General features: G+C 37.6%; 26 protein-coding genes. 13 read left to right on the top strand and 13 right to left on the bottom strand.

What is annotated here, in order from left to right; all coding sequences use genetic code 11:
* From H4J62_RS19085 to H4J62_RS19095, 3 genes are all read left to right on the top strand, one after another.
* Positions 1-912 (top strand): succinylglutamate desuccinylase/aspartoacylase family protein (locus H4J62_RS19085; protein WP_182218227.1); only part of this gene is annotated, 912 nt, incomplete at its 5' end.
* Positions 913-920: 8 nt separating this feature from the next.
* On the top strand, positions 921-1,355 hold the full coding sequence (locus H4J62_RS19090; RefSeq protein ID WP_182218225.1) for a RimK/LysX family protein: 435 nt from the start codon (positions 921-923) through the stop codon (positions 1,353-1,355).
* Between the two features lie 24 nt (positions 1,356-1,379).
* Positions 1,380-2,249, top strand: coding sequence for a mechanosensitive ion channel family protein (locus H4J62_RS19095; protein WP_182218223.1), 870 nt, complete (start codon positions 1,380-1,382; stop codon positions 2,247-2,249).
* Positions 2,250-2,337: 88 nt separating this feature from the next.
* Here the strand turns inward: H4J62_RS19095 and H4J62_RS19100 are convergent, their stop codons facing one another.
* Together H4J62_RS19100 and H4J62_RS19105 are read right to left on the bottom strand one after the other, a co-directional pair.
* Positions 2,338-3,195: a mechanosensitive ion channel family protein gene (locus H4J62_RS19100; RefSeq protein ID WP_182218222.1), complete on the bottom strand. Its 858-nt coding sequence runs from the start codon at positions 3,193-3,195 to the stop codon at positions 2,338-2,340.
* Between the two features lie 26 nt (positions 3,196-3,221).
* A complete protein-coding gene (locus H4J62_RS19105; protein ID WP_182218220.1) occupies positions 3,222-3,860 on the bottom strand; it encodes a phospholipid-binding protein MlaC in 639 nt (212 codons plus the stop codon).
* 399 nt (positions 3,861-4,259) lie between these two features.
* On the opposite strand from H4J62_RS19105, the gene H4J62_RS19110 reads away from it, so the two are divergent.
* The 3 genes from H4J62_RS19110 (at position 4,260) to H4J62_RS19120 (ending at position 5,802) form a co-directional block, all read left to right on the top strand.
* Positions 4,260-4,583, top strand: coding sequence for a hypothetical protein (locus H4J62_RS19110; RefSeq protein WP_182218218.1), 324 nt, complete (start codon positions 4,260-4,262; stop codon positions 4,581-4,583).
* Positions 4,584-4,699: 116 nt separating this feature from the next.
* The gene (locus tag H4J62_RS19115) at positions 4,700-4,906 is read left to right on the top strand and encodes a cold-shock protein (RefSeq protein WP_070374424.1); all 207 of its coding nucleotides are present in this window, start codon (positions 4,700-4,702) and stop codon (positions 4,904-4,906) included.
* Positions 4,907-5,211: 305 nt separating this feature from the next.
* The gene (locus H4J62_RS19120) at positions 5,212-5,802 is read left to right on the top strand and encodes a LysE family translocator (protein ID WP_182218216.1); all 591 of its coding nucleotides are present in this window, start codon (positions 5,212-5,214) and stop codon (positions 5,800-5,802) included.
* Positions 5,803-5,913: 111 nt separating this feature from the next.
* Here H4J62_RS19120 and H4J62_RS19125 read toward each other — a convergent pair whose 3' ends face one another.
* From H4J62_RS19125 to H4J62_RS19140, 4 genes are all read right to left on the bottom strand, one after another.
* Positions 5,914-7,209 carry a Xaa-Pro peptidase family protein gene (locus H4J62_RS19125; RefSeq protein ID WP_182218215.1) on the bottom strand — a complete coding sequence of 432 codons (1,296 nt, stop codon included), beginning with the start codon at positions 7,207-7,209 and terminating at the stop codon, positions 5,914-5,916.
* Positions 7,210-7,333: 124 nt separating this feature from the next.
* Entirely contained in the window at positions 7,334-7,942 is a 609-nt protein-coding gene (locus tag H4J62_RS19130; RefSeq protein WP_070374421.1) for a PilZ domain-containing protein, read from the bottom strand.
* Between the two features lie 12 nt (positions 7,943-7,954).
* Entirely contained in the window at positions 7,955-8,569 is a 615-nt protein-coding gene (locus tag H4J62_RS19135; protein ID WP_182218213.1) for a TetR/AcrR family transcriptional regulator, read from the bottom strand.
* Positions 8,570-8,581: 12 nt separating this feature from the next.
* Positions 8,582-9,808 (bottom strand): threonine/serine exporter ThrE family protein, encoded by a 1,227-nt coding sequence (locus H4J62_RS19140; RefSeq protein WP_070374419.1) that lies wholly within the window; start codon positions 9,806-9,808, stop codon positions 8,582-8,584.
* Between the two features lie 100 nt (positions 9,809-9,908).
* On the opposite strand from H4J62_RS19140, the gene H4J62_RS19145 reads away from it, so the two are divergent.
* The 3 genes from H4J62_RS19145 to H4J62_RS19155 all read left to right on the top strand — a co-directional run bounded on the left by H4J62_RS19145 (position 9,909) and on the right by H4J62_RS19155 (position 12,249).
* On the top strand, positions 9,909-10,082 hold the full coding sequence (locus tag H4J62_RS19145; protein WP_182170842.1) for a hypothetical protein: 174 nt from the start codon (positions 9,909-9,911) through the stop codon (positions 10,080-10,082).
* Between the two features lie 127 nt (positions 10,083-10,209).
* Complete coding sequence (locus H4J62_RS19150; RefSeq protein WP_182170845.1) at positions 10,210-10,980, top strand: class II aldolase/adducin family protein; 771 nt, start codon at positions 10,210-10,212, stop codon at positions 10,978-10,980.
* 84 nt (positions 10,981-11,064) lie between these two features.
* Entirely contained in the window at positions 11,065-12,249 is a 1,185-nt protein-coding gene (locus H4J62_RS19155) for a mandelate racemase/muconate lactonizing enzyme family protein (protein WP_182218212.1), read from the top strand.
* A gap of 59 nt (positions 12,250-12,308) precedes the next feature.
* On the opposite strand, the gene H4J62_RS19160 is transcribed toward H4J62_RS19155, so the two are convergent.
* From H4J62_RS19160 to H4J62_RS19175, 4 genes are all read right to left on the bottom strand, one after another.
* The gene (locus H4J62_RS19160) at positions 12,309-12,767 is read right to left on the bottom strand and encodes an Lrp/AsnC family transcriptional regulator (protein ID WP_182218210.1); all 459 of its coding nucleotides are present in this window, start codon (positions 12,765-12,767) and stop codon (positions 12,309-12,311) included.
* Between the two features lie 82 nt (positions 12,768-12,849).
* Complete coding sequence (locus tag H4J62_RS19165; RefSeq protein ID WP_182218208.1) at positions 12,850-13,716, bottom strand: amidohydrolase; 867 nt, start codon at positions 13,714-13,716, stop codon at positions 12,850-12,852.
* 180 nt (positions 13,717-13,896) lie between these two features.
* A complete protein-coding gene (locus tag H4J62_RS19170; RefSeq protein ID WP_182218206.1) occupies positions 13,897-14,634 on the bottom strand; it encodes an SDR family NAD(P)-dependent oxidoreductase in 738 nt (245 codons plus the stop codon).
* A 33-nt stretch (positions 14,635-14,667) separates the two neighbouring features.
* Complete coding sequence (locus tag H4J62_RS19175) at positions 14,668-16,179, bottom strand: dipeptidase (RefSeq protein ID WP_182218204.1); 1,512 nt, start codon at positions 16,177-16,179, stop codon at positions 14,668-14,670.
* A gap of 248 nt (positions 16,180-16,427) precedes the next feature.
* Between H4J62_RS19175 and H4J62_RS19180 the strand changes: the two genes are divergently transcribed.
* Entirely contained in the window at positions 16,428-16,910 is a 483-nt protein-coding gene (locus tag H4J62_RS19180; protein ID WP_182218202.1) for a GNAT family N-acetyltransferase, read from the top strand.
* 55 nt (positions 16,911-16,965) lie between these two features.
* On the opposite strand, the gene H4J62_RS19185 is transcribed toward H4J62_RS19180, so the two are convergent.
* On the bottom strand, positions 16,966-17,139 hold the full coding sequence (locus H4J62_RS19185; RefSeq protein WP_157470826.1) for a DUF3545 family protein: 174 nt from the start codon (positions 17,137-17,139) through the stop codon (positions 16,966-16,968).
* 172 nt (positions 17,140-17,311) lie between these two features.
* Here H4J62_RS19185 and H4J62_RS19190 point away from each other — a divergent pair, with 172 nt between their 5' ends.
* Both H4J62_RS19190 and H4J62_RS19195 read left to right on the top strand, forming a co-directional pair.
* Positions 17,312-17,560, top strand: coding sequence for a hypothetical protein (locus H4J62_RS19190; RefSeq protein ID WP_182218200.1), 249 nt, complete (start codon positions 17,312-17,314; stop codon positions 17,558-17,560).
* A gap of 189 nt (positions 17,561-17,749) precedes the next feature.
* Positions 17,750-18,088 (top strand): DUF1294 domain-containing protein, encoded by a 339-nt coding sequence (locus H4J62_RS19195; RefSeq protein WP_182218198.1) that lies wholly within the window; start codon positions 17,750-17,752, stop codon positions 18,086-18,088.
* Positions 18,089-18,152: 64 nt separating this feature from the next.
* On the opposite strand, the gene H4J62_RS19200 is transcribed toward H4J62_RS19195, so the two are convergent.
* On the bottom strand, positions 18,153-20,186 hold the full coding sequence (locus H4J62_RS19200; RefSeq protein ID WP_182218196.1) for a glycoside hydrolase family 97 protein: 2,034 nt from the start codon (positions 20,184-20,186) through the stop codon (positions 18,153-18,155).
* A gap of 588 nt (positions 20,187-20,774) precedes the next feature.
* The gene (locus H4J62_RS19205; RefSeq protein ID WP_182218194.1) at positions 20,775-22,139 is read right to left on the bottom strand and encodes an MATE family efflux transporter; all 1,365 of its coding nucleotides are present in this window, start codon (positions 22,137-22,139) and stop codon (positions 20,775-20,777) included.
* A 117-nt stretch (positions 22,140-22,256) separates the two neighbouring features.
* Here H4J62_RS19205 and H4J62_RS19210 point away from each other — a divergent pair, with 117 nt between their 5' ends.
* On the top strand, positions 22,257-23,174 hold the full coding sequence (locus H4J62_RS19210) for an AraC family transcriptional regulator (RefSeq protein ID WP_182218193.1): 918 nt from the start codon (positions 22,257-22,259) through the stop codon (positions 23,172-23,174).
* Positions 23,175-23,504: the final 330 nt, after the last annotated feature.

Consider the following 23,504-nt stretch of genomic DNA (forward strand, 5'->3'; position numbering starts at 1 on the left):
ATTCGCGCTAAAAAACCGGGGCCCACTATTTTTTTGAGTGCGGCGGTACATGGCGACGAATTAAATGGTATTGAAATTATTCGACGCTTGATCCACGAAAAGAAACTTAAAATAACGCGAGGCACGGTTATTGCTGTTCCTATGGTTAATGTTTATGGCGTAGTCAATCAAAGTCGCTATATGCCTGACCGTCGTGATCTAAATCGCTGTTTTCCCGGCTCTGCGAAAGGCTCTTTAGCAGGACGCGTTGCTTATATATTTCTCAACGAAATCGTTAAGCATTGTGATTACGGTATCGATTTACATACCGGGGCAATTCATCGTTCAAACCTGCCACAAATTAGGGCGGATATGTCTGATCCCGATACCAAAGCCTTGGCGGAAGTGTTTGGCGTGCCGGTTGTGTTGAATTCTACTTTAGTTGACGGCTCGTTAAGAGAATCAGCCGTTAAAAGCGAAACGAAAATACTCTTATATGAAGCGGGTGAAGCGCTGCGTTTTGATGAGTTTTCAATTCGAGCGGGCATGAAAGGTATCTTAAATGTATTACAGCATTTAGGTATGACCAGAAAAGTTGTCCGCACCAAGAAGAAAAAACGTATGCCGTTTATTGCTAATGGCAGCCAATGGGTACGCGCTAACGCTAGTGGTATTGTTCATAATATTGTAAATTTGGGCGATCAGATCACTAAAGGTCAAGTATTAGCCGAAATTGGTAGTCCATACGGTGCAATATTTGATTCGGTTAAAGCAACACGCTCAGGCATTTTAATTGGTAAGCAAAACATACCTTTAGTTCAAGAAGGTGAAGCCATGTTTCATGTCGCTTATTTCAGTGAAGATGATGAAGAAATTGCAGGTCATATTGAAAATGTGCAAGAGCAGCTTTTACCTGAAAATGACGACAGTTAGAGAAGCGTATGAAAAAAGCGAATAAAGTTGTTATCGGGCGTTTAGAGTCAATAGCTTTGCCAGACTTAGCTATTGATGACTTACAAGTACGAGTTGATACCGGCGCAAAAACGTCGTCGTTACATGTTGATAATATTAAAAAATTAATTATTGATGGCGTACATAGTGTGACGTTTGATCTACACCCTGATATGCATAATGTGGATGCCATGCAGAAATGTACGGCGCCCATTAGCGATATGCGTAAAGTTAAATCGTCAAATGGCACTACAGAGCAACGCTACGTTATAGAAACACCCATCGTACTTGGCGAAGACAGGTGGTCAATTGAAATAACTTTAACAGATCGCTCTGATATGAGTTATTTAATGCTGTTAGGAAGAGAAGCACTGGGTAAACGCTTTCTTGTTGACCCATCAAAAGTCTTTTTAGGATCAAAATAAAAAGTCGTTAAATTAAGGGATTTTATGAACTTTACACAAATAAAAGAAATCTTATCTACTAAGGTTATTACTATTGCTGATCAACCGGTAACATTGGGTGGGTTACTGTTAATTCCGCTAATTATTTACCTTGGGTTGTTGCTCACTAAGTGGGGCGTAAGGTTTATAACCAAGCGTTTAACGACCAAAAAAACTGATCCAAATATTATACACTTATTGCAGCGTGTTTTTTATGTGATTGCGATAGTTATATTGTTGATCACCACCTTAGATTTGATTAATGTGCCGATCACCGCTTTTGCCTTTTTATCGGGTGCAATCGCGATTGGTTTTGGTTTTGGCGCGCAAAACATTATTAACAACTTTATCAGTGGTTGGATTTTAATGTGGGAACGACCTATTAAAATTGGTGACTTTTTAGAAGTTGAAAATGCCAAAGGTGTCGTAGAAGAAATTAACACCCGTTCAACCCGTATTAGACGTGTTGATGGTGTTCATCTACTTATTCCTAACAGTAAACTACTTGAAAATACGGTAGTGAATTGGACGCTTCGAGACAGTTTAGTGAGAACAAGTGTTTCTGTTGGGGTTGCTTATGGTACTCGGGCTAGAAAAGTAGCGGATCTTATTTTAGAAGCGACACTGGCACAAAAAGAAGTATTGACCACGCCAATGCCCGTCGTTGTTTTTGAAGACTTTGGTGATAATTCATTAGTGTTTTATGTAAATTTTTGGATAAACTCAACTGGAGAAACGGCTTTAAGAGTGACTAGAAGTAATATTCGATTTCGATTAGAGGAATTGTTTGAAGAGAATAATATTGTTGTTGCTTTTCCGCAACGCGATGTGCACCTCGATGGCACGCTTACTTTATTGAATAACGATAAAAAATAATTTAATTTATCAAAATGTTAGCGTCTAAAAAGTCACTCAGTCAAGAAGTAAATCGTGATTGAGTGACTTGATAATTAGTGATATTACATTAGTTTGATAAAGTTGACGAAACCATTTTTTGCTTAAACCACAATGTCATAAAATCAGCAGTTAACTTCTGCTCTATTTCTAATGCTATCTCTGTTGGGCAAAATATAGTAAAAAATATTTGCGTATCTCCAACCTCAGAAGTTGCTACTTGAATATGTGGCTCAGGGCCTGTGATGTTGATCTCTAAACGGTTTTCAATCAGTTGGTTATAGCGGATTGCAACTTCTTTAAAGTCACTACAATATAAACTTGCTCTAGTATACAACTCATCAATAAACTCGAAGGGATTAACACTGTCATCTCTGACAATGGTAAAATGATGCATTGCATATCGTTTTAAAAAGTTAAGGTTTTTAATAACCGAAGTAATTAGCTGGCTATTGGGTAGGTATAGCGTTTTACCTGTGTATTGATAATCATCTACATTTACCTCTAACAGTGTTAGTTTTGCCCAGTCTGTTGAATGCACTTCGCCGTAATGATTGCCAACTTGTACCCAGTCACCAATACGAAATGGTCGACTTGACAGGATATAAACAAAACCAATAAAACATTGAATAAACTCTCTGGTTGCTAAGACAATTGCTACAATAAAAGCAGCAATCGAAAAAGCAAATTTTTGAATTTCTTCAGACCAAATATTAAAAACCATCACGATTATTAATACCGTAAATATATTATTGACTACATTGATTTGTAATCTTTTATCTTGTTTTGATTTTCGTTTTATTCTTCTTACAATGAGATATTTAATCATATAAAAAATAGAAATAAACAATAGCGCAATAACAAATTTATTATTAGCGAGTACTGCTGAAAGTGCTTTGAAATTATTCGTATGATTAAGCCATTCCATTAGAACGATTGTACCTACCTTGATTTTTATAAAGAAGTGAGGCTTCTTTGATTAATACTTTTTAGATGTAACAGTGTACCTTCGACACCTAACTTACTGAAACTTGAATTTATTTCTTTTTGCTTTGCATCTAATAAACTAATGCCTTCAATGATGATATCAAAGAACTGCCAAGTGCCTTCTTTTGATATCAGTAACTTTACTACCGCTTTGTTGACTTTACTTTCACCGGTAATCGTTATGTTGACCATCGACATTTTACCACTTTTTGATAATGACCCTGTACCGATGGTCATTGACTCACCACTATATTTACTTAATAAGTTGGTATAAGTATTTATTAATTGATTTGATAGCTCAGTCACAAACTCAGTCCTAAGTTCGGCAGATAGTTTGGGCAAATTTTGATTAATAACTTTATAACTAAAATATTGAATATCTACCTCAGGCAGAAGATATTGGGTTAATACACTTCTGATATTGCTTTTAGTGAATTGATTGTTACTTTTTAAAATTAATAAAGCCGATTCTATTTGACCAAAAACTGCCTTAGTCTTCATCTCTGGGGTATCTGTTTTCGCTACCGCTAAATAGGAAATACAAAGACTTAATAACAAAAAAATGACAAGATATATATTTACGTTTTTTTTGTAAGATTTTTTCATTTATATTGTGGTTAGTTATATAATAATTATGCGGATTATAGACTTACGAGAGAAACAATCAAGCGTAATAAATCACAACCTTTAATCAAAATAAGTGATTAAACTTAGAATTATCAAATAATATAATCTCTTTGTAGGAAAGTTATGGTGAACATTGAACATTGAATATGAGGCAGTGGCGGTTTTATCGACCAATAAGATGGGCATTCATTAAGTTATATTATTAAAAAAGTAACAATAATTCATCATTGCTCTGGGCTATTAAAATAGAGACTGTTTACTCAGAGGCATTCACTGTATAATAATTTTTTAAGCAGGCTAGTTATACTGACTTGCTTCTCCTGTAAAATGATAGCCTGTTGGCATTATCAGATAATATTATAAGAGCTAAATAATTTAATGAAACCATATTCAGATATTGCCGAATTAATAGAAATGTTAGGATCGGAAATAACATTACTTACCAATACTATTGCTACTTTAAAGCAAGAACCACAAAGTTTTAATGAACAAATTATTTTTAAGTATATTGATACGGGTAGTACAGGTAAAACAAAAGATTTTGTAAGATCATTAGGCGTAAAAGCTGAGCGTGGCTCATTCTTTTCATCCGGTGATGTGAGTAAACTAATAAAAGATGGTGCTGAAGATGTTTCACCTGAATTACTTGATATAGCTCGAAAAGTAGTCAATATGAAAAAGAAAGGTGGCGCGCACCGTTAATTATAAATACAGTCTATAATGTTAAATATAGTTTGTATTAATAAGATTCAAATCCTGACTTGTAATGGTGATAGCAAGTTAGGTTTATATTTTTCACCAATGATAAAGAGAGTGTTATGAGTAAAGGTATAGTTAAGTGGTTTAATGCGGATAAAGGTTTCGGATTTATTACTCCAGAAGACGGCAGTAAAGATTTGTTTGTTCATCATTCAGAAATCCAATCTGGCGGTGAATACGCTACATTGGCTGACGGCCAAGCTGTTGAGTTTGAAGTTGGACAAGGACAAAAAGGTCCATGTGCAAATAAAGTTGTTGCTATCTAAGCAATAATATATAACAAATGGGTAAGATGGGAGGGCTATGTTCACCCACTTACCTATGCGTTATAGATATTTTTCTACGCGTTATCCCCATGTGAAATGATACATCTACCCAGCCTTCTTTGATCTTTGCCACTACCAAGGGTTAAGTCATCCAGCCTCTATATTTAGTACTTAAAACTCATATATTAATAATAAGCGCCCTTAGCTGATTTTCCAGTATAACTTTGTGATATAACATCTGAGCATTTAAGTGAAAATAGCTTGAAATTTAACCTGTCTCTCAAACAATTAAGAGCAAAATAACAATGAATATAGACATACTATCAGCCTTAACTATTTTTGCCTTTGTGTCTTCAATAACACCAGGGCCAAATAACTTGATGTTAATGAATTCTGGTGCAAATTATGGTTTCAAAAAAACAACCCCTCACTTATTAGGAGTTGGTATTGGATTTACACTGATGATTGCTTTAGTTGGGCTCGGTGTTATTCAATTATTTGATCGTTTCCCGGTGAGTTATCAAATACTAAAAGTGGTCAGCATTGTTTATTTACTCTACTTAGCATTCAAAATAGCTAGCTCTACCAGTCATGTCGAACAACAAACGTCAAATCATAAACCTTTTAGCTTTATTCAAGCTGTTTTATTTCAATGGGTTAACCCTAAAGCTTGGACAATGGCGCTAACGTCAATAAGCCTTTATGCTCCATCTAAGAGTTTTACCTCGGTGTTGTTAGTGGCGATTGTCTTTGGGCTAATCAATTTACCCTGCATCAGTTCTTGGGTTGTTTTAGGGCAGAAAATACAAGTGTTATTAACTAACCAAAAACGCTTGAGAGTTTTTAATATTACCATGGCACTTTTATTGGTTATTTCATTGTATCCTGCGTTATAAAAACAGGAGGAGTAAGGAAGATCCGTTACTCCTTTTTTTTAGGATAAAGTGAAGCCACTGTTACTGATGAGTTTGCTAAAAAACAGTCTACTGTAGATTATAAATAGTGTGTTAAGCGAGTTTAGCAAGCTTACCTAACGGAGAATCTAGCGAGTCTGGGGGAATAGTAAACCACTGTGGGCCTTTATCGGTCATGTAAATACAGTCTTCAAGTCTTACACCAAATTCGCCAGGTATATAAATGCCAGGCTCATTAGAAAAACACATACCAGCTGTTAACTTTTCTTGTTCACCATGAACAAAATTAACGCTTTCATGACCTTCCATACCTATGCCATGACCAGTTCTGTGCGACAAACCTGGTAATTTATAATCAGGACCGAATCCTTGTGCTTGATAGTATTTTCGTACCGCATCGTCAACAGTACCCGCAGCATTACCTATTTGCGCTTGCTCAAAGGCTATTTTTTGGCCGGTACGTACCGTTTGCCAAACATCACGTTGACGCTTTGTTGGCTCACCCATCACAAAGGTTCGGCTAATGTCTGACTGATAACCATGGACATTACAGCCACAGTCCATTAATACAATAGAACCTTCTTTAATTAGATGCTTCTTTTTACTGCCATGAGGGAAAGCACTTGCTTGATCTATTAAGGCCATATTCCACGCGCCTTTTCCCCCTAACGTAGCTTGTGCATTACTCATCAAGCTTTTAACCTGTGCAGAAGTCATACCCACTTCTAACTTTGAATATACCTCGCTATAGGCTAATAGTGTTACCTCATTAGCTTTATGCATCAGTTGCAATTCATGGTGACTTTTAATAATGCGACAACCACGCGTAACGGGTTCTGCGCTGACATGTTGAAGAGTTGATAATAAACTCATTACACCGTGTTGAACAAAATAACGTACCGAGTTTTCAAAACCAATCGTCCCTTTGGTAAGGCTAATACCTCGGTCTGCTAGTATTTGTTTGATACGCTCGAACGGGCTTTCATGCTCTTGCCAAACACGAATGTCGCCATCAATAGCTAAACTTTCTTGAATACTAGGCTCTTCAAAAAAGGGACAAACTACCGCCACTTTACCTTGTTGAGGGATCACTAAAGCTGTTAAGCGTTCGCTGCGCCACCATTGAATACCAGAGAAATAATCCATGGCGGCACCGGGCTCAATAATAAGCGCAGAAATATTCATTTGCTGCATTAATTGCTGAGCTTTTACTATCCGAGCTTCACGCTCTGCAGAAGTAATGCCAGCAACATCTTTGGTGATGTCTTTTAGTACTTGGCTATTTGACTGACTTTCTTTCGTTGATGAGGCAAATGCTGAAGCTGATACGGATAACGCAGCAATGCTTGCACCACCCGCTTTTAAAAAAGATCTTTTATTCATGTTCATAACTATCTTCCTGAAATTTTATGGTGATCACGCTAACGGTTTTTGACTTACTCAACAAGGAATAGGCGCTAAAGTGTGCTTTATATCAGCTAGACTTAACGGAGAAATACTTTTACGCGCTAAATTACTTTTCTTTTGCTGATAGCTCATTGCGCTGTTGCGCTAAAACCTGCAACTGTTTTGATTGCTGATGAAGACTACAACGTACTAATATTTCACGGTCTTCTTCTCTAATATGATGATAAATAACTTTGTAGCTAGTGAGTTCATCGCTTGTAGTTGTTGCTGAAATTATTTCCCCACAACAGTAAATTGCACAATTATCATCAAGGAGAAATATTTTCAAGGTAATAAATTGGCCGGTATCAAAAAGATTTTTACTGGTAAAAATAACGCCGCCACCACCAAAATGAGTGCCTTGGTAACGTTGCATTTCGTTGTCTTGCTCGCTCAAAATATAACTAACCAGTAAGTCTATTTTTTTAGCTTGATGATGTAAATAATCAACTAATTGTCCCGCAACGCTACCAAGGGTTTGCAGTGGGCGCAATGCAGCTTGGTCAAGGGTGACTATTTCAGAGGCCATTTTAAACGGCATCGGCATGGTGTTCATAAAACATTGATAACTTGGCGCTGTATCGGTTTCAATGATAGTTGCATTGACATTGAAAGGATAACTAATAGAAAAAAACTGGTCAAACTGAGCGGTTTTATTGTTATTGTCTTCAGACATGCCTAACCCTTATTATAATTTTTGTTGGTGAATAAAAACCTTGACGACACATTCACACATTTCATCAATATGGCTGGTATCAAGGTAAATTCCATCAATTAGTAAACGCACAATACCGTGCAATGTACCCCAAGTTACCTGTGCTAAACGTAAGCTATTTTCGTCTTCAATCAATAAGCCTTGTTGCTGCCAAGTTTTGGTCATTTCTAGTTGGTAATTAAAACTAGGATAAGCGATATCACGCAAAGCTTGATCGCTATTGTTTTTTTTCCAAATTGTTTTACCAAACATTAATTCGTAAATTGAAGCATTTTCGGTAGCAAATGTTATGTACTGATGAACAAACTGACGAAATTTTTCTTCTCCTGAAAGCTCTTTATCGTCAAATATAGCATTAGAAATACTTGTCCATTGAATAAACCCCAGTGCAGCTATCGCACAAAGTAAATCATTTTTATTTTTGAAGTGGTGATAGGTTGCTGTACGAGAAACACCAATACGCTCAGCAAGTTTACGTAATGACAGTCCTTCAATTCCTGCCTCTTCAATCATCTCGGCGCCCGTTTCAACGAGAGAACTGCGTAAGTCGCCATGGTGATATGCTGTCTTTTTGTTAACTGGTTTCATTAGCGTACTTTATTACAACGTTTTACGAGAAGGTAAGGCAACATTTGAAAAAACAAGGCCAGCGACAAGCGACATAAAAATTAGGAAGGCTTCAGAACCAATATTATTAGTATTTAACATATTCACTCCGGATACCGCACTGTTTAAGCCGATATAAACTTTACTTCCAGGCACCAGCACGACTAAACCTAATAGCTTAACAATGCTTGAAGGTAATCTCATAATGCGTGAGAATAAATTAGCATACATACCTAAAACAAAGGCACCAACGAAAGCGCCAAGTGCAGGGCCTAAGTAAGCGGCACCAATAATGCTAGCACCAAATGCAACATAGCCAGAAATAATTCCCCATGGAGCGTCTTTTTTACGGACGCGAAATAATATAACTAAGCTTATAGATAAAGTGGTTACTGCCGCCCATGCTGTCCAAACAGGCATGCTGGCGGGGGTAACATATAACACTTCGCCCCAAAATAACTTTCCTAATGCCATGCCTAATACCGCGCCAAAATAAAGCTTAAATAGCATCATTACCGCGTCCATAATACGCGCAGTACCCGACATCAGATGTCGAGCGGCCAATTCAGCTAAGCCTAGCGTTAATGCTAAGCCGGGTATAAAAGCAATGATGGCTGAAAGAATAACCAAGGGCATATTAATACTTGGGTCAATTAGCGTAATGGCCGAGGCCAGTAGGGCGGTGGTAATGGCTGCAATTGGTTCTAAAGTTTCGGTAACTCGGCGTGAGTATTCGGCCCAAAAGGTAAATAAGCAAACAACAAAGCCTAATAATACCGACCAAAATACATCATTCCAGCTGGTGTGCATTAGCATCGAAAAAGCACCACTTGAAGCACCAAACGCTAAAAAGGTAAGAAAACGACCGTAAGGGTTGGGTTTATTAGCGATATCATCAAGTCGTTCAATGGCCTCAGATAACGTGCGTTGACCCGAACTTAATTCATCAACTAGTTCATCTGTTCGTGCCAGTGAACCTAAATCAAGATCACCTGGCTTTACTCGAATAACATGATTATATTGTTGGTTCTCTTCATCTTCAGATAAGACAAAAGTCAGAGCCGTGGGTGTGATGATAAAACATGCTTTTAATTCGAGAAATGTCGAAACATCTTGAAGATGTGCTTCAAGACGATAAGCAGGCGTGCCAAACTTATGCAAAGCTTTGCCTAATCTTATAATAAAGCGTCGCTTCTCAGCAAAGTTATCAGGTGCAGTCATATTGTTGTTTACATATTTTTGCTTGTTATCTTGCTATGGTAATTGAATAATTAGCTAATGCAATGTGCAATTGGTTTAGAGATTAATAATAGGAGAAATAATGACTTTAATCATGATTTTATTAGCTGTTTTTGCCGGTATTGCCTTAATGGTTATTTTAGGTGAGCGTTTTGGCAAACCTATGGGTGAAGAAGAGCAAGCTAAGTATTCAAAAATCATTCCTATTTTGGTGTTTATTTTACTCATTGGTAGTTTAATTAAGATGTTTATTTAATTGATACCAATTTGCTTAACTTAGCTGATTTTTATCTAGCCTTTAATTGTAATTTATTACACTAGCGGTTTGATTTGTATTATCGATGATTTAAAATTATAGAATAATAATTCTTTAAAGGACTTTAATGTTAACTATCCCACAGATTAACTTAAAAAATAAAGTGTCAGCACAAGAGTGGCAAACACGCATCGATTTAGCGGCTTGTTATCGTCTTATCGCTATGCATGGCTGGGATGATTTGATTTACACTCATATCTCCGCACGCATACCTGATTCTGAGCATTTACTCATTAATGCTTTCGGTTTAGCTTTTGATGAAATTACCGCATCGAATCTGGTTAAAATAGATATAGCAGGTAATATTATTGACCCAGCATGTCCTTTTGAAATTAACCCTGCAGGTTTTACTATTCATAGCGCTGTCCATGAAGCTCGCCATGACGCGCAATGTGTCTTGCATTTACACACTAATGAAACCATTGCGGTGGCAAGTTTACAAGAAGGTTTGTTGCCGTTAAGTCAATACGCTATGTTCGCACTGGCTTCTCTTAGCTATCATGATTACGAAGGTTTAGCGGTAAATGCTGACGAAAAACTTCGCTTACAAAATAACTTGGGCTCGGCAAACTTTATGTTATTAAGAAACCATGGTGGTTTAACTTTAGGTGAAACCATTGGCGATGCTTTTATGCATATGTATGATTTAACACGTGCTTGTCAAGTGCAACTACAAGTAATGGCAACCGGTATGGCAACCATTTTAGTCGATCAAAGCATTGTTGATGGTATAAAAGCGCAAGCAAATATTGTTCATACGGGCAGTACCGGCGGTCAAAAGGCTTGGCCGGCGATGGTCAGGAAAGTCTATCGCGCTGATCCTAGCTTTGCGACCTAATAATAAAGTTGTCTTTACACCTCGTTATGCCGCTATTGAAATAAGTTCTCTGCGACAAACACTCACATATTTAGAGAAGATAAAATGAAAGTCACTCACGTAGAAATTTTTGATATTGAATGTCCAGATCGCGCCGGTTGGAACCCTGTTTTTATTCGTGTTCATACCGATGAAGGTATCTCGGGGGTTGGTGAAGCAGGTCTTGCTTACGATTGGGGGCATAGTGCTGCAGCGGCGATGATTAAAGAAATTACCGAAGCGGTTTTAATTGGTTTTGACCCTTTTAGAACCGAATTGTTATGGTCTCGAATGCTGCGCGAAAGTTTCTGGGGATTAGGTGGTGGGCCGGTGCTTTATTCTGCAATGAGTGCTATTGATACCGCACTTTGGGATATTAAAGGTAAGGCATTAGGTGTGCCTGTCTATCAACTGCTTGGCGGCAAAGTTAATGATAAATTACGTACCTACGCTAGCCAATTACAGTTTGATTGGGACGTTGAAGTTAAGAAGTTATTTTTACCAGAAGAATATGCTGAAGCTGCATTAAAAGCGGTAGCTGAAGGCTACGACGCGGTAAAAGTAGACCCTATTGTTTATAATGCCGATGGCACATCATCGTTCGATCGCACTAAATTATTTACCAAGCCGCAGATGCGTTTATTTGGAGACCGATTACGCGCTATTCGTGATGCCGTCGGTGAAGATGTTGATATTATTTTCGAATCACATTCATTAATGGGCGCTGCTTCTGCGATTCAAATGGGCGAAATTGTTGAAGAAGTTGGCTGTATGATGTACGAAGAGCCGGTTAATTATTTAAACGCGAAAGTGCATAAAAAAGTGGCTGAACGGGTTAATGTCCCCATTGCCGGTGGTGAACGTTTATATCATCGTTGGGATGTACGCCAGTATTTTGAAGATCAAAGTATTGATGTGCTTCAACCCGATGTGGGTTTATGTGGTGGTTTTACCGAGTCTAAAAAAGTCTGTGACTATGCTGATGTCTATGATATTCGTATTCAAGCCCATGTTTGTGGCGGCCCAGTAGCAACAGCAGCGTCTTTGCATTTAGAAACAGCAATTCCTAACTTTTTAATTCATGAGCATCATACTTATGCGACTAAGCATTGGAATCGTGAATTGTGTTTGCAAGACCCACAACCGATAAATGGCTTTTTCCAAGTGACAGAAGTACCAGGTTTAGGCATTGAATTAAATGACGAAGTCGTGAAACGCTCACCGCATGTTACGGTTAATTCATTAAAGTAATCAGCTTCAATATCTGAAGGTAAAAAGGATGGCTAATCGCCATCCTTTTTTATCACGCGTTAGATATAATCAACGGGTAGTGCGGTCGTATATTTAATTTCTTCCATGGCAAAGCTTGAGCTAATATCGGCAAAGCTGGCTTGGCCGATGAGTTTTTTATAAAAAGCATCGTAGGCTTTCATATCAGAAACAACGACACGTAGTAAATAGTCTACTTCGCCACTCATTCGATAAAACTCGGTAATTTCTGGAAACGCTTTTGAATTGATACTGAAATCATCAAGCCAATCAGAATTATGCTGGTTGGTTTTAATCATCACAAAAACGGTTAAGCCAACATTTAACTTTTCAGGATCGGCCAAGGCAACCCGCCCTTTTATAACACCATTTTTCTCCATAGTTTGAATACGTCGCCAGCATGGGGTTGTTGAAAGCCCCACTTGAGCGGCAACCTCACTGACTGGCTGCGTACAGTCATTTTGTAATATTTTAAGAATTTTTCTGTCGAAGTTATCCATTAATTCACCATGAAAGTGCGAAGTAATGAAATAGTATTTTATCCAAGGTCTTATGGGTAGATTTTTCTTCTTAATTTATAGCTTAAATAGGAATTTGATAGATGCGCAAGGCATTTTTATAACATAATAATTCAAGCTCAGTTGTTGATAATGGTTGGTTTTCGAAATGGGTTATCCAGTTTTTTTGATAACTACTTTTAAATAAACACAAAGGAAAATTACTGGCTAGCATGGTTTTATCTAAACCAAAGGTAGCTAAACAATGTTTGATCACATGCTGTTGCCACGAGGCACTATATTGACGATTAACCATTTCAAACCCCGAGCATTTAATGGCAACATTTTCATAACCACTTAGTGCTTGTATGCCACTTTGCCAATCTTGCCATTGTTTACTGTCAATATCTTCGGGTGGCCAACCTGCATGATTAATGACTAATTTTAGTGTCGGCAGTTCATTGATAATAGCTATTAATTGTTCGGTCGCTACCACATCAGTTAACGCCATTTGGCATTCAAAAATCAACTGCTGCTGGGCAAGTCGGGCTAAGTTTTCCTTAACGTGCGAATTTGATAAATATGCGCAGGCATTTTCATCTAGAATGTCACGAACACCGACTACGGACTCAAATTTATCAAGCTTATCTAGTATTTGTTGAAACTCGCTTGTTGGTAAAAGTAAATTAACGCCAGCAATAGCTCTAAAGGGTAGGGAACAGCTATCTTCTAACCAAGCAATTTCTCGCCAAGGCTGTTGATTATCAAATCCGGCTTCGATGTGAACAAAACCCGCAAGTTGCAGAGGAACAGATAAAGCTAAGTCCTTTTCTGTGAAACTTTGTCTAATGGTTTTTTTATCTGACCAGTAAGGTGGACTATCAGCTTTTAACCACTGATAGTGGCCTTGTTCAAGGTTAAATAAATGCAAGTGAGGATCAATTATTTTCATATTACCCTATGTTCATTAACGCCTGAACTGAAATGTATCAATGAAAACATCCTGCTGAATTTTCCTTCAGAGAAGTTGCCACTTAGTTGTTATTACCAATAAAAAAAAGGGTATCGCAATTTCTAGTATTCTCTTTGAACTGTCGTTAAACGCTAGCTGTTGTTATACCTACCAAGTGAATTATTGCGCAGTATAACCACCATCAATCACTTGTAAACTACCAGTGATAAACTTAGCTTTATCTGATGCTAAAAAATAAACTAATTCAGCGACTTCTTCGGGTTGACCTAAACGACCTAACGGCTGTAAAGCCGCTTCTTCAGCGTGAACCTCTGCTTTGTTAGCGCCAGAGCGTTGACAATAATTATCAATCGCTTGATGATACAAAGGGGTCTCTATTGTGCCGGGGCACACAGCATTGGCACGAATGTTAAAGCTAGCGTAATCAAGCGCGGTGGTTTTTGCTATCGAAGCGAGCGCGACTTTACTAATGTTATAGGCAAATGAATTTTGCTTGGCAATTAATGCTTGGTCAGATGCCATTAAGATAATAGCGCCATTTTTATTGGCTTTCATATGGGGGAGTACCGCTTTTATCGCGGCATACGCGCCCTTAACATTAATGTTAAGGACTTTATCTAAATCAGCGGCTGAGGTGTTCTCAATATTTCCTGAAAAGTGAATGCCAGCATTCGAGACTAAAACATCAATAGTCGCTGTTTTAGCTATATTACTGATAATACTTTGTACTTGCTCAACATTACTGATGTCACAGTTAATATCAGCACCGCGCAGTGTGGCAAGGTTGCTTGGTTGTAAGTCTAAATTAAAAACCTGATAGCCTTTATCCGTAAATAATTGCACTATGCTTAGACCAATACCTGAACTTCCACCGGTAACAATACATGTTTTTTTCATAACCTCTCCTGTTCTTTAGTGCTGCACTACTCGTTACTGTGTTTTGGCTGCAGCCATTTCAACTAAAGCGGCGGTGTACATTTTTAAATTTAAAACGAACTGTTTCATGGTAATAAATTCATGCTCAGAATGGCCGGTATAATTAGCATTTGGCATTGATGGCCCAAAGCTAACTGCATTTGGAAATAAGCGTGAATTTGTGCCGCCACCGATAGCAATAGGCTTAGCGTCCTTTATACCGGTAAAGTGTGAAAATACAGCCAGTAATGTGTCAATATGTGGTGCATCGTTTTGAATAAAAGGGTCACCAATATAATGTTCAAGCTCGGTAATGTCAGCCATATTTGTTAGTTTCCAAGTCGCGATGACGTGATTAATTTCTTCCGTTAGCTGTTGCGCTGATTTACCACGCGGACGACGAATATTAATATTCAATTCAATATTATTTTTCAATTGCTTAATAACAGTGGGTAAAACCGTCATAGGTCCCATAAAGTCATCACTGTAGGCTATATTACCAAACTTTTTCCCTTCTAAGCCTAAACCAATATTGTCATTAATAAAGTTAACTAATGTACCTGCACCATTGCTAGGCCAGCGAGTTTGCGATAATAAACCCGCTAAAAATGGAATGGCATTTAGGCCTTCTTCTGGCTTCGATGAATGAGCTGATTTTCCTAGTGCTGTAATCGTTAAGGTGCTTCCTTTTAATTCTAAATCAAAACTAACACCTTGGTATTCTCTTGCCTTATCCATCAGTTGTTGCAGTAAACTAAGGTCAGCATTTTCAATCACCGCTTTAGCATCTTCAGGTATTTGACTACCAAAAAAACCACCACTAAATTCACTGAGGTAAGCATCTAAACCGGTATATTTATTTTTATTAAAGGCTATTTTTATTGTCCCGTAGCCTTTTTCAGCGGTGACAACAGGGTATTCAGCGTCAATGGTAATATTGATTTGTGGCAATGTATGGGTCTTAATATAAGCTTCTAATGGACCCCAGTCTGATTCCTCTGCCATGTAAACATACAATTCAATACGCTTGTCGAGCGTTATATTTTTGTCTTTAATGGCTTTCATTGCAAAGAGCGCGGTTGATATTGGCCCTTTATCATCTTCGGTACCGCGAGCGATAAGTTTGCCGGGCTCTGAAGTTGTATCAAGTTCAAACGGAGATTTTTGCCATTTTTTGGGGTTTACTGGTTGTACGTCACCGTGGGTAATTATTCCTAAGCGCTCTGTGCTTTCGCCTAAGCCAATAACAACAACATAACCGTCGTCGGTATAATCAAAGCCTAAATCTTCAGCTTGTTTTTTTAACTCGGCTTTAAAAGCTATATGTTCAGGGTTGTCATTAGCCGAAACACCATCAATTGCTAAGGTATTGTATTTTACTAACTCGGCTAAGCTAGCAACCATAGATTTTTGATAGGTTTGCACGGCGTAATCGGCGGTTAACTTTGCTGTCGAGCTGACCTCTGCTGAAAATACCGGTAAAGTGATAAAGGTGAATAAGGCGAGTGAAGCTATTTTATTGAACACAGACTTTCCTTTTTTAATGGCGATAACTCATTTGTTATATTGTATCGATAAAGTGATTTACTAAACAGAGACAAACTTTAAAAAGTTTACCAGAAGTGTTTAATTATCTTTTAATCTCTTACTTAGAGCTAATTTTTGATATTAGTTCAACCTTGTTGTTTATTTATGTGGCATTGCAGAGCAGGTGTTTAAATATCTTGGTACTGGTATGCTATGGAAAAAATTAATGAAGAAAATAAGGAAGTAAAATGTCTGAGATAACGATACGTGAAGCAAGCATAGATGATGCCGAGCTTTTATTCACTTTTATTAAAGAACTCGCTATTTATGAAAAAGCTGAACATGAAGTGTACGCAACAGTTGAAACCATAAAAGACAGTATGTTTAGTACAAATACACAAGTACACGGCTTAATTTGTGAACTCGATGGTGTGGCTATTGGTATGGCGATTTATTTTTATAATTATTCAACGTGGTTAGCAAAGTCAGGTTTATACCTTGAAGATTTATACGTAACGCCAGAGCATAGAGGGAAAGGAGCGGGTTTAAAATTATTAAAAAACATGGCAAAAACCGCTATTGATAATGATTGTGCACGTTTTGAATGGAGCTGTTTAGATTGGAATAAGCCCTCACGTGACTTTTATCAAGCGATAGGTGCTGTGTCTCAAGATGAATGGGTAGGTTACCGTATGACGGGCAAAACCTTGGTTGATTTTGCCCAATCATAACGGATTAAATTATGCAGAGTTTGGAGTAATGTCTACTTACTCCAAACGCTAATGATTAAGACGAGTAATCTTGTAAATCATGAAGCTCTTGGCGTAATCGTTTTCTATCTTTATACGTTTCAATTTCTCGCCACTTTCTTTTTCGTGAGCGCGATTCTTTTTGATCCGTGAGTAAACCGTCGAAAAGGCTAAATATTTCATCATATTCATCAAAGTTATTATGTTCCATGAGTATCCCTTGTTGAGCTTTATTTAGTTAACGTGAGGCACTTTACAAGTTGAATATGACTTTTTTCTTACTAAATTGTGACAATTAAAATACCTTTAGCTTTATCGATGTTGAGCAAAAAAATAAAGCTTGGCTATACTTGTTTTTATAGTGTTTTTTTAAAGAGTTAGCGATGAAAAAAAGTAGTGATATAGAAATAATTTCTCAAGCAGAATTAGACAACCTATTACGTATTAATGAGTTTATAGAGCAAGTCGATGAGAATTCGTTAGTCAGTGAACTAAAACTCGCCATATTAGACTCGGGTAAATTAGAATTAACGCAATGGGAAAGCTTGCGGGATCATATTCGAGAAATAGAAGAGCTTATTCCTCATATCGACTTGATTATTAAACTCAAGAAAGAACGCCCATCTAGTTGATTTTAAAAACTTATCGTCAATTGATATTTAACAAGTAAGAAAGTGAATCAAAACCGACTATTGGTAAATAATCGGTTTTTTTAATTTTATCTTCAACCAGTATATCGATGAACTCTTATCGATAAACTATGGTAACCACCGCTAATGACTAGCGTTGTGCTTACAAAGTATATTGTGCGAGCTATAAATATGTTTTCAAAAAGTGTTGTTGTTTTATTTTTAATGGCTCTTGGTCTGCTCTTTATGATGCAAGAAATAGCGTTATGGGTGCTAGTGAGTTACTTGAGCTTAAGTTTACTAACATTTGTACTTTATGGCATCGACAAAAGAAATGCGATAAAAGAGCGATGGCGCATCTCAGAAAAAACACTACAGGTCTTTGCGCTACTTGGCGGATGGCCAGGAGCGCTATTAGCTCAACAAGCTTTTCGACATAAAACTCAAAAACGGCCTTTTATATTTGTGCTCTGGCTCGCTATTTTTATTAATGTTGTGGCTTTGGGGTATTCTCAGTATCCGGGGTTGTAAAAAGAGTAGCACAAGTAAGACTTGTGCTACTCTTTACGCTATTTAAGTTGTAAATATCAATTGATTATAATGCTTTGAAACGAATCGCAGCACCGCCACTTGTCGCCAAGGGTAAGACTAATTGGTCGTTAGCGGTGACTTGCCTGTTTTCAATGATCATTTCATAGGGATTGTTAATCCACTCTGCGTTTTTACCATCGCGATAAATTTGTGCTTGATAGCGCTTATTCTTATCAAGAAAATTTAACGGCAATGTTAACGTGCGTGCTTGCTCATCGGTTAATGCGCCAACAAACCAATCATTACCCCCCCTTTCTTGACGAGCAAAAGCAACATATTCACCGACCTCACCAGCAATCGCTATACTCTCATGCCAATCGGTTGGTACATCTTTAATAAATTGAAATGCGGCTAAATTTGCTTGATAGTTTTTAGGTAAATCAGCCGCCATTTGAATAGGGCTATAAAGCACCACGTATAATGCTAATTGTTTTGCTAGCGTAGTTTGTGGGCGATTACTTTTATCACCCAAACCATTAAAACTCATATCGAAGATGCCTGGTGTAAAATCCATTGGTCCAGCTAACATGCGAGTAAAGGGTAAAATGGTGGTGTGCTCAGGCGGGTTTGGTGGTGTGCCCCAAGCATTAAATTCTTGGCCGCGAGCACCTTCTCTTGAAATCCAGTTAGGGTAGGTTCTGCGCAAACCGGTATCTTTAATCGGTTCGTGGGTGTTAATACTAATTTTGTGTTTCGCTGCTTCAGTAATACTGTGTAAATACTCACTCACCATGAACTGGCCGTCATGCCATTCTTTGTGAACTATGCCTTTTTCATCAATGCGTTTAATATCGCCACCGTCAGCAACATAACCTGTTTTTACTTGTCTTACGCCGTACTTTTCATAAAGTGCATAAGCATCACTCATTTGATTACGATAATTAGTCACATTACCTGAGGTTTCATGGTGGCCAATTAATTGAACCCCTTTCTTTTCACCGTAAGCTGATACGGCAGCAATATCAAAATCATCATAAGCTTTACTGAAATTAAACACGTCGCCGTTGAAAAACCAGTCGCCATCCCAGCCTAGGTTCCAGCCTTCAACCAAAACCCCAGAAAAACCATGTTCAGCGGCAAAGTCGATATAACGCATGGTTTCACTGGTGGTTGCACCGTGTTTGTCGCCACTGCCCCAGGTGTTGGCGTTAATGTGCATTCCCCACCAAATCCCCAAATATTTAGCCGGTTCAACCCAAGATACATCACCTAATTTATTCGGTTCATTAAGGTTTAATATCAGGTCAGAATTGAGTAAGCCAACCGCATCTTTACTGACTTGAATAGTACGCCATGGACTTTTGAAATTGGTTTTTGTTTTAACTAAAATGCCGTCTGACCAAGGTGTTAAATCGGCTTTTAAGACACCAGGACGCTTTTGGTTAATCGTCATAGCAGCATAATCAACTAATGCCGCTTCATGGATACTAAGGTGAATGCCCGAGTCTAGTTTAAAAGTAAAAGGTGTATGAGCGCGGTCAACCGAAGCTAGCTTGGTGGTATTATAAATGTATTCATAACGATTCCAGCCACGTGCTGGAATCCACCATGCGGTCGCTTTATCCGCGTCGTTTACAACAAATTCGGTGAATTCATTAATGATTTCAACGTGATCAATATCTTGTTGTTTTGGCACTTCGTAACGAAAACCAATGCCGTCATTAAACAAACGAAAACGTACCTTGAATTCTTTAGTGTTTTTTTTATTATTCTTCGAAAAAGTCACTAATAATTCATTGTGTTCATCAGTCACATTTTTACGTTCACCCCAAGGTAATTGCCATACTTCTTTGGCTGATTGGGTTTCACTCGATAAAATAGTAAAACCGTCACTAAAAGCGATAGTATCTTTGAATGCTAGGCCTAAGCGGGAGGGTTTTATAATGCTTTCACCTAAAAAGCTCATTTCGTAATTAGGTTTTCCTTGGTCACTAACACTGAGAATTATTTTTCCGTCGGGTGACGCTAACTTAAGGGTTTGTGCAAATAAACTGTGAGATGAAATCAGTAAAGTAAGGCTGAGTATAATTTTTTTCATGGATATTCCTGATGTTTTTTTATTACATCAAGCATAAAGGACTGACACCAATTTACAGCTAAGCTACATACGTATTCATAAGTTTATCGCTAATTAATTACCCATTAGTGTAGAAGCCAAATAAAGATCGAAACAAAAAAACCAAGCAAGCCGATTTATACCGTTGAGCAAAAATGGGCTTTTCTGAATAAAAAGAGAAAAAATGTGGCAGTAAGTTTTATTTATTAAAAAAGTACCCGAACCATTCCAAATAAAGTTGGAACCTGACGTCTAGCATAAGTGAACCTTAATAATTATTCGAAACACATCATAAAATAACTGTGTTAACGTGTTCTGCGAGCGTATTGCGGAATAAGAGCAGTCAAAATTTCAAACGTCAACTTTCAGATCTTAAAGCTAACATAAATTTTAATTCTATGGCTATAAGGGGCGTTTTCGCCATAGAACTAATACTATATTTCATCTGAATTTTAGAAAAGGTGAGTGACTGCAATGTAGATTTTACGACTTTCTGGTTTGATTACAACTTAGAAAGATACATTGGTTTCTCAAGTTTTAGCTGTGTGCAACTTAATCGAATCGGTTCTACTAGGCAACACTTTCAGCCGTTAGGTTTTTTAACCAAAGCTTCGTTCTCATTCTGAAAACAAACATAAATGCTTTAGTTATTTCTTCAGAGTAAGAGATAAGAACTACCCAATATAGTGGTAACTTAAAGTAAAATGCCGCCGCCAAAGTTAATGGAATGCTTAAAATCCACATGCCTGATATATCAATTAACATGCAATATTTGTTATCACCACCTGCGCGTAATATCCCCATAGACATAGTTAAGTTAAATACTTTCAAGCAAGTGCCAAAGGTGATCAATACAAAAACATCATGGGACAATGCCATTGTTTCTGGAGACAAATTGCTATAAGGCATAAAGACTAAAGACTCACATTGAAGTAAAATTAAGGCTAATAAAAAGGTAACAATTGGCGCACTAATGGCGTAATATTTTGCTAAAACCCATGCCGTTATAAATTCGTTTCTACCTAAGCGCTGCCCAACTAAAATAGCGCAAGCAGAAGCAAAACCAAAAAAGAATGAAACCAATAATCCTTCCATTGGCGCTAATAGACTCATTACAGCAAGTTCTTGTGTTCCAATACGTCCATATATCAGTTGATATACAAAAGTGCCTAATGACCACACGCCAAAACTTAGCATCATAGGCCAAACTAAGGTGAGTAATTTAGTCCACTCTTGTTTGTTATAAAAACTAACACAAAAGAACGTTGTTGGAAAAATACTGTGCTTAACCTTTGCTAAGTAGACCAGTATTAATAAAGCATGAAGTGCTCGCGCAATTAGTGTTGCTAGCGCAGCGCCAATAACACCCATTGGCTCTATACCTAAGCCACCTTTGATTAACCAATAGTTTAAAATAATATTGGTAATAATCGCTATGGTACTAATTAACATGGGGAAGACTACTTGCCCAAGACCCCTTAACGCGTTTTCAAATATCATCACAATGACAACAAAAATTAAGCTAGGCATGGTCAGCCAAAGGTAGTTTGTTCCTGCTTTTATAACGCTGGGATCTGTTGTGGCAATACCCATGATATTGTCAGAAAACAAGAAAGTAATGAGTAATATAGGCAGTAAAATCCCTGCTGCAATAACAAGCGTTTTAACAATGACTTGTCTAATCACACCAATTTGACCCGCGCCAAAGTGTTGCGCAGATAAAGTACCAACACCTGAAGCGAGTCCCGCTAAAATGATTAAAAAAACAAATTGAATTCGGTTACCCAGCCCAACAGAAGCAACGGCCGTATCGCCTAAATGCCCAACCATCATTATGTCACTCATGCCTAGCATGGTGACCAATATGCTTTGTAAAGAGATAGGCCAAGCTAATTTAATGCTTTGCTTTAATGATGAAGGTTCGATGTTACGCATTGGTTTTAGTCATTAGGGGTTACTATAATATTGCATAGAATTATAAAATATAGTGATAAAAAAAACATAAGTGAAATTGTCATGTATCATGTTTAAAACTATCATTTTGGTAATTCTATGTGGCAAGATATTTTAAATGTTCATCCTGATTGTATTGAGGATTTTATTAATTTTGATAAATTACCAGGGCAAGCTGATAGTTTCATAGCCATTGCGGGGTTGTCGTATTTACAAACTGAATATCAAATAGGCAAAACAGGTAAAGGAGAAGTTTGTTTAGGTAATGAAAACAGCAATAGGCGTGTTCATTACTTAATTTCTACTCATGCAGGAGAGGGAAAGATCAAGTTTGGTAACAACGAATATTTAGTTAAACCCGGTAGTGTGCTTTTACTGCCAGCAGGAACCCCTTTTTTGTATGAACTTTCGGGGAAGTACTGGGATATGTGTTGGCTATTACTGCATGACTGTTCTGAATATAAGTTTGTTCATAAACTTCAACCTTCCGTTTATTCCAGTGCGAATGCAGAGAAGCTTTATCAAACGATGTCACTTATTAGAGAATTCAAACACGGCGAGAGTATGTATCAATCAGATATTGTATTGCGCTTAGTCGAAGTTTTAATTTATCAAATTGCGCAAACACTGAACATGGGGCAGCAACTAACAAAGCAACAACAAAAATTTCACTCTCTAATACGTCGTGTAAATAAGCAATTGCAACTGCCGTGGACTGTTAAGCAATTAGCTACAGAAATGCATATGTCTGAGCCGCACTTCTTTCGTTTATGTAAGAAAGAAATGGGGATGACACCAATCAAACTATTAACTCACACTCGCCTAGAATACGCTTGCTACTTACTTCGTTATACACAATATAATCTTGATCAAATAGCTGACACCGTAGGCTATGGCGATAGTGCAAGCTTTGCTCACCGTTTTAAGAAAGACTATGGTTTAAGCCCTGGTCGCTGGCGTAAAGAACAGAAAAATACTTTTCAACATAATGCCATTGAAAATGATGAGCAAAGATAATATTTAGGTCTGAAATTACTATGCCACCCATGATAATTCTAGCAATAATAATGCTCTGAAAAAATTACTATGCCACCCATAATAATGCTACACAATGATAATGCTACACAATGATAATGCTCTGAAACACGCTATCCATTGGCCAACAACAATGCATGTATTTCATCTTGTAAGCCTTTGCATATCGATTTTTATAGATGTTGATTAAATGAGTGAATTTCAGGCAAGCTTTACTTCTCCCCCAAGGTAGCTGTATTTTTCTTGCTGTTTTTGAATGTAGCTATGTTTACGCGCTATTCAAACAAGCTTGGGCATTTGCTTTACCGTGTG

The sequence above is a fragment of the Colwellia sp. BRX8-5 genome (genome assembly GCF_014077325.1).
GTDB lineage: Bacteria > Pseudomonadota > Gammaproteobacteria > Enterobacterales > Alteromonadaceae > Colwellia_A.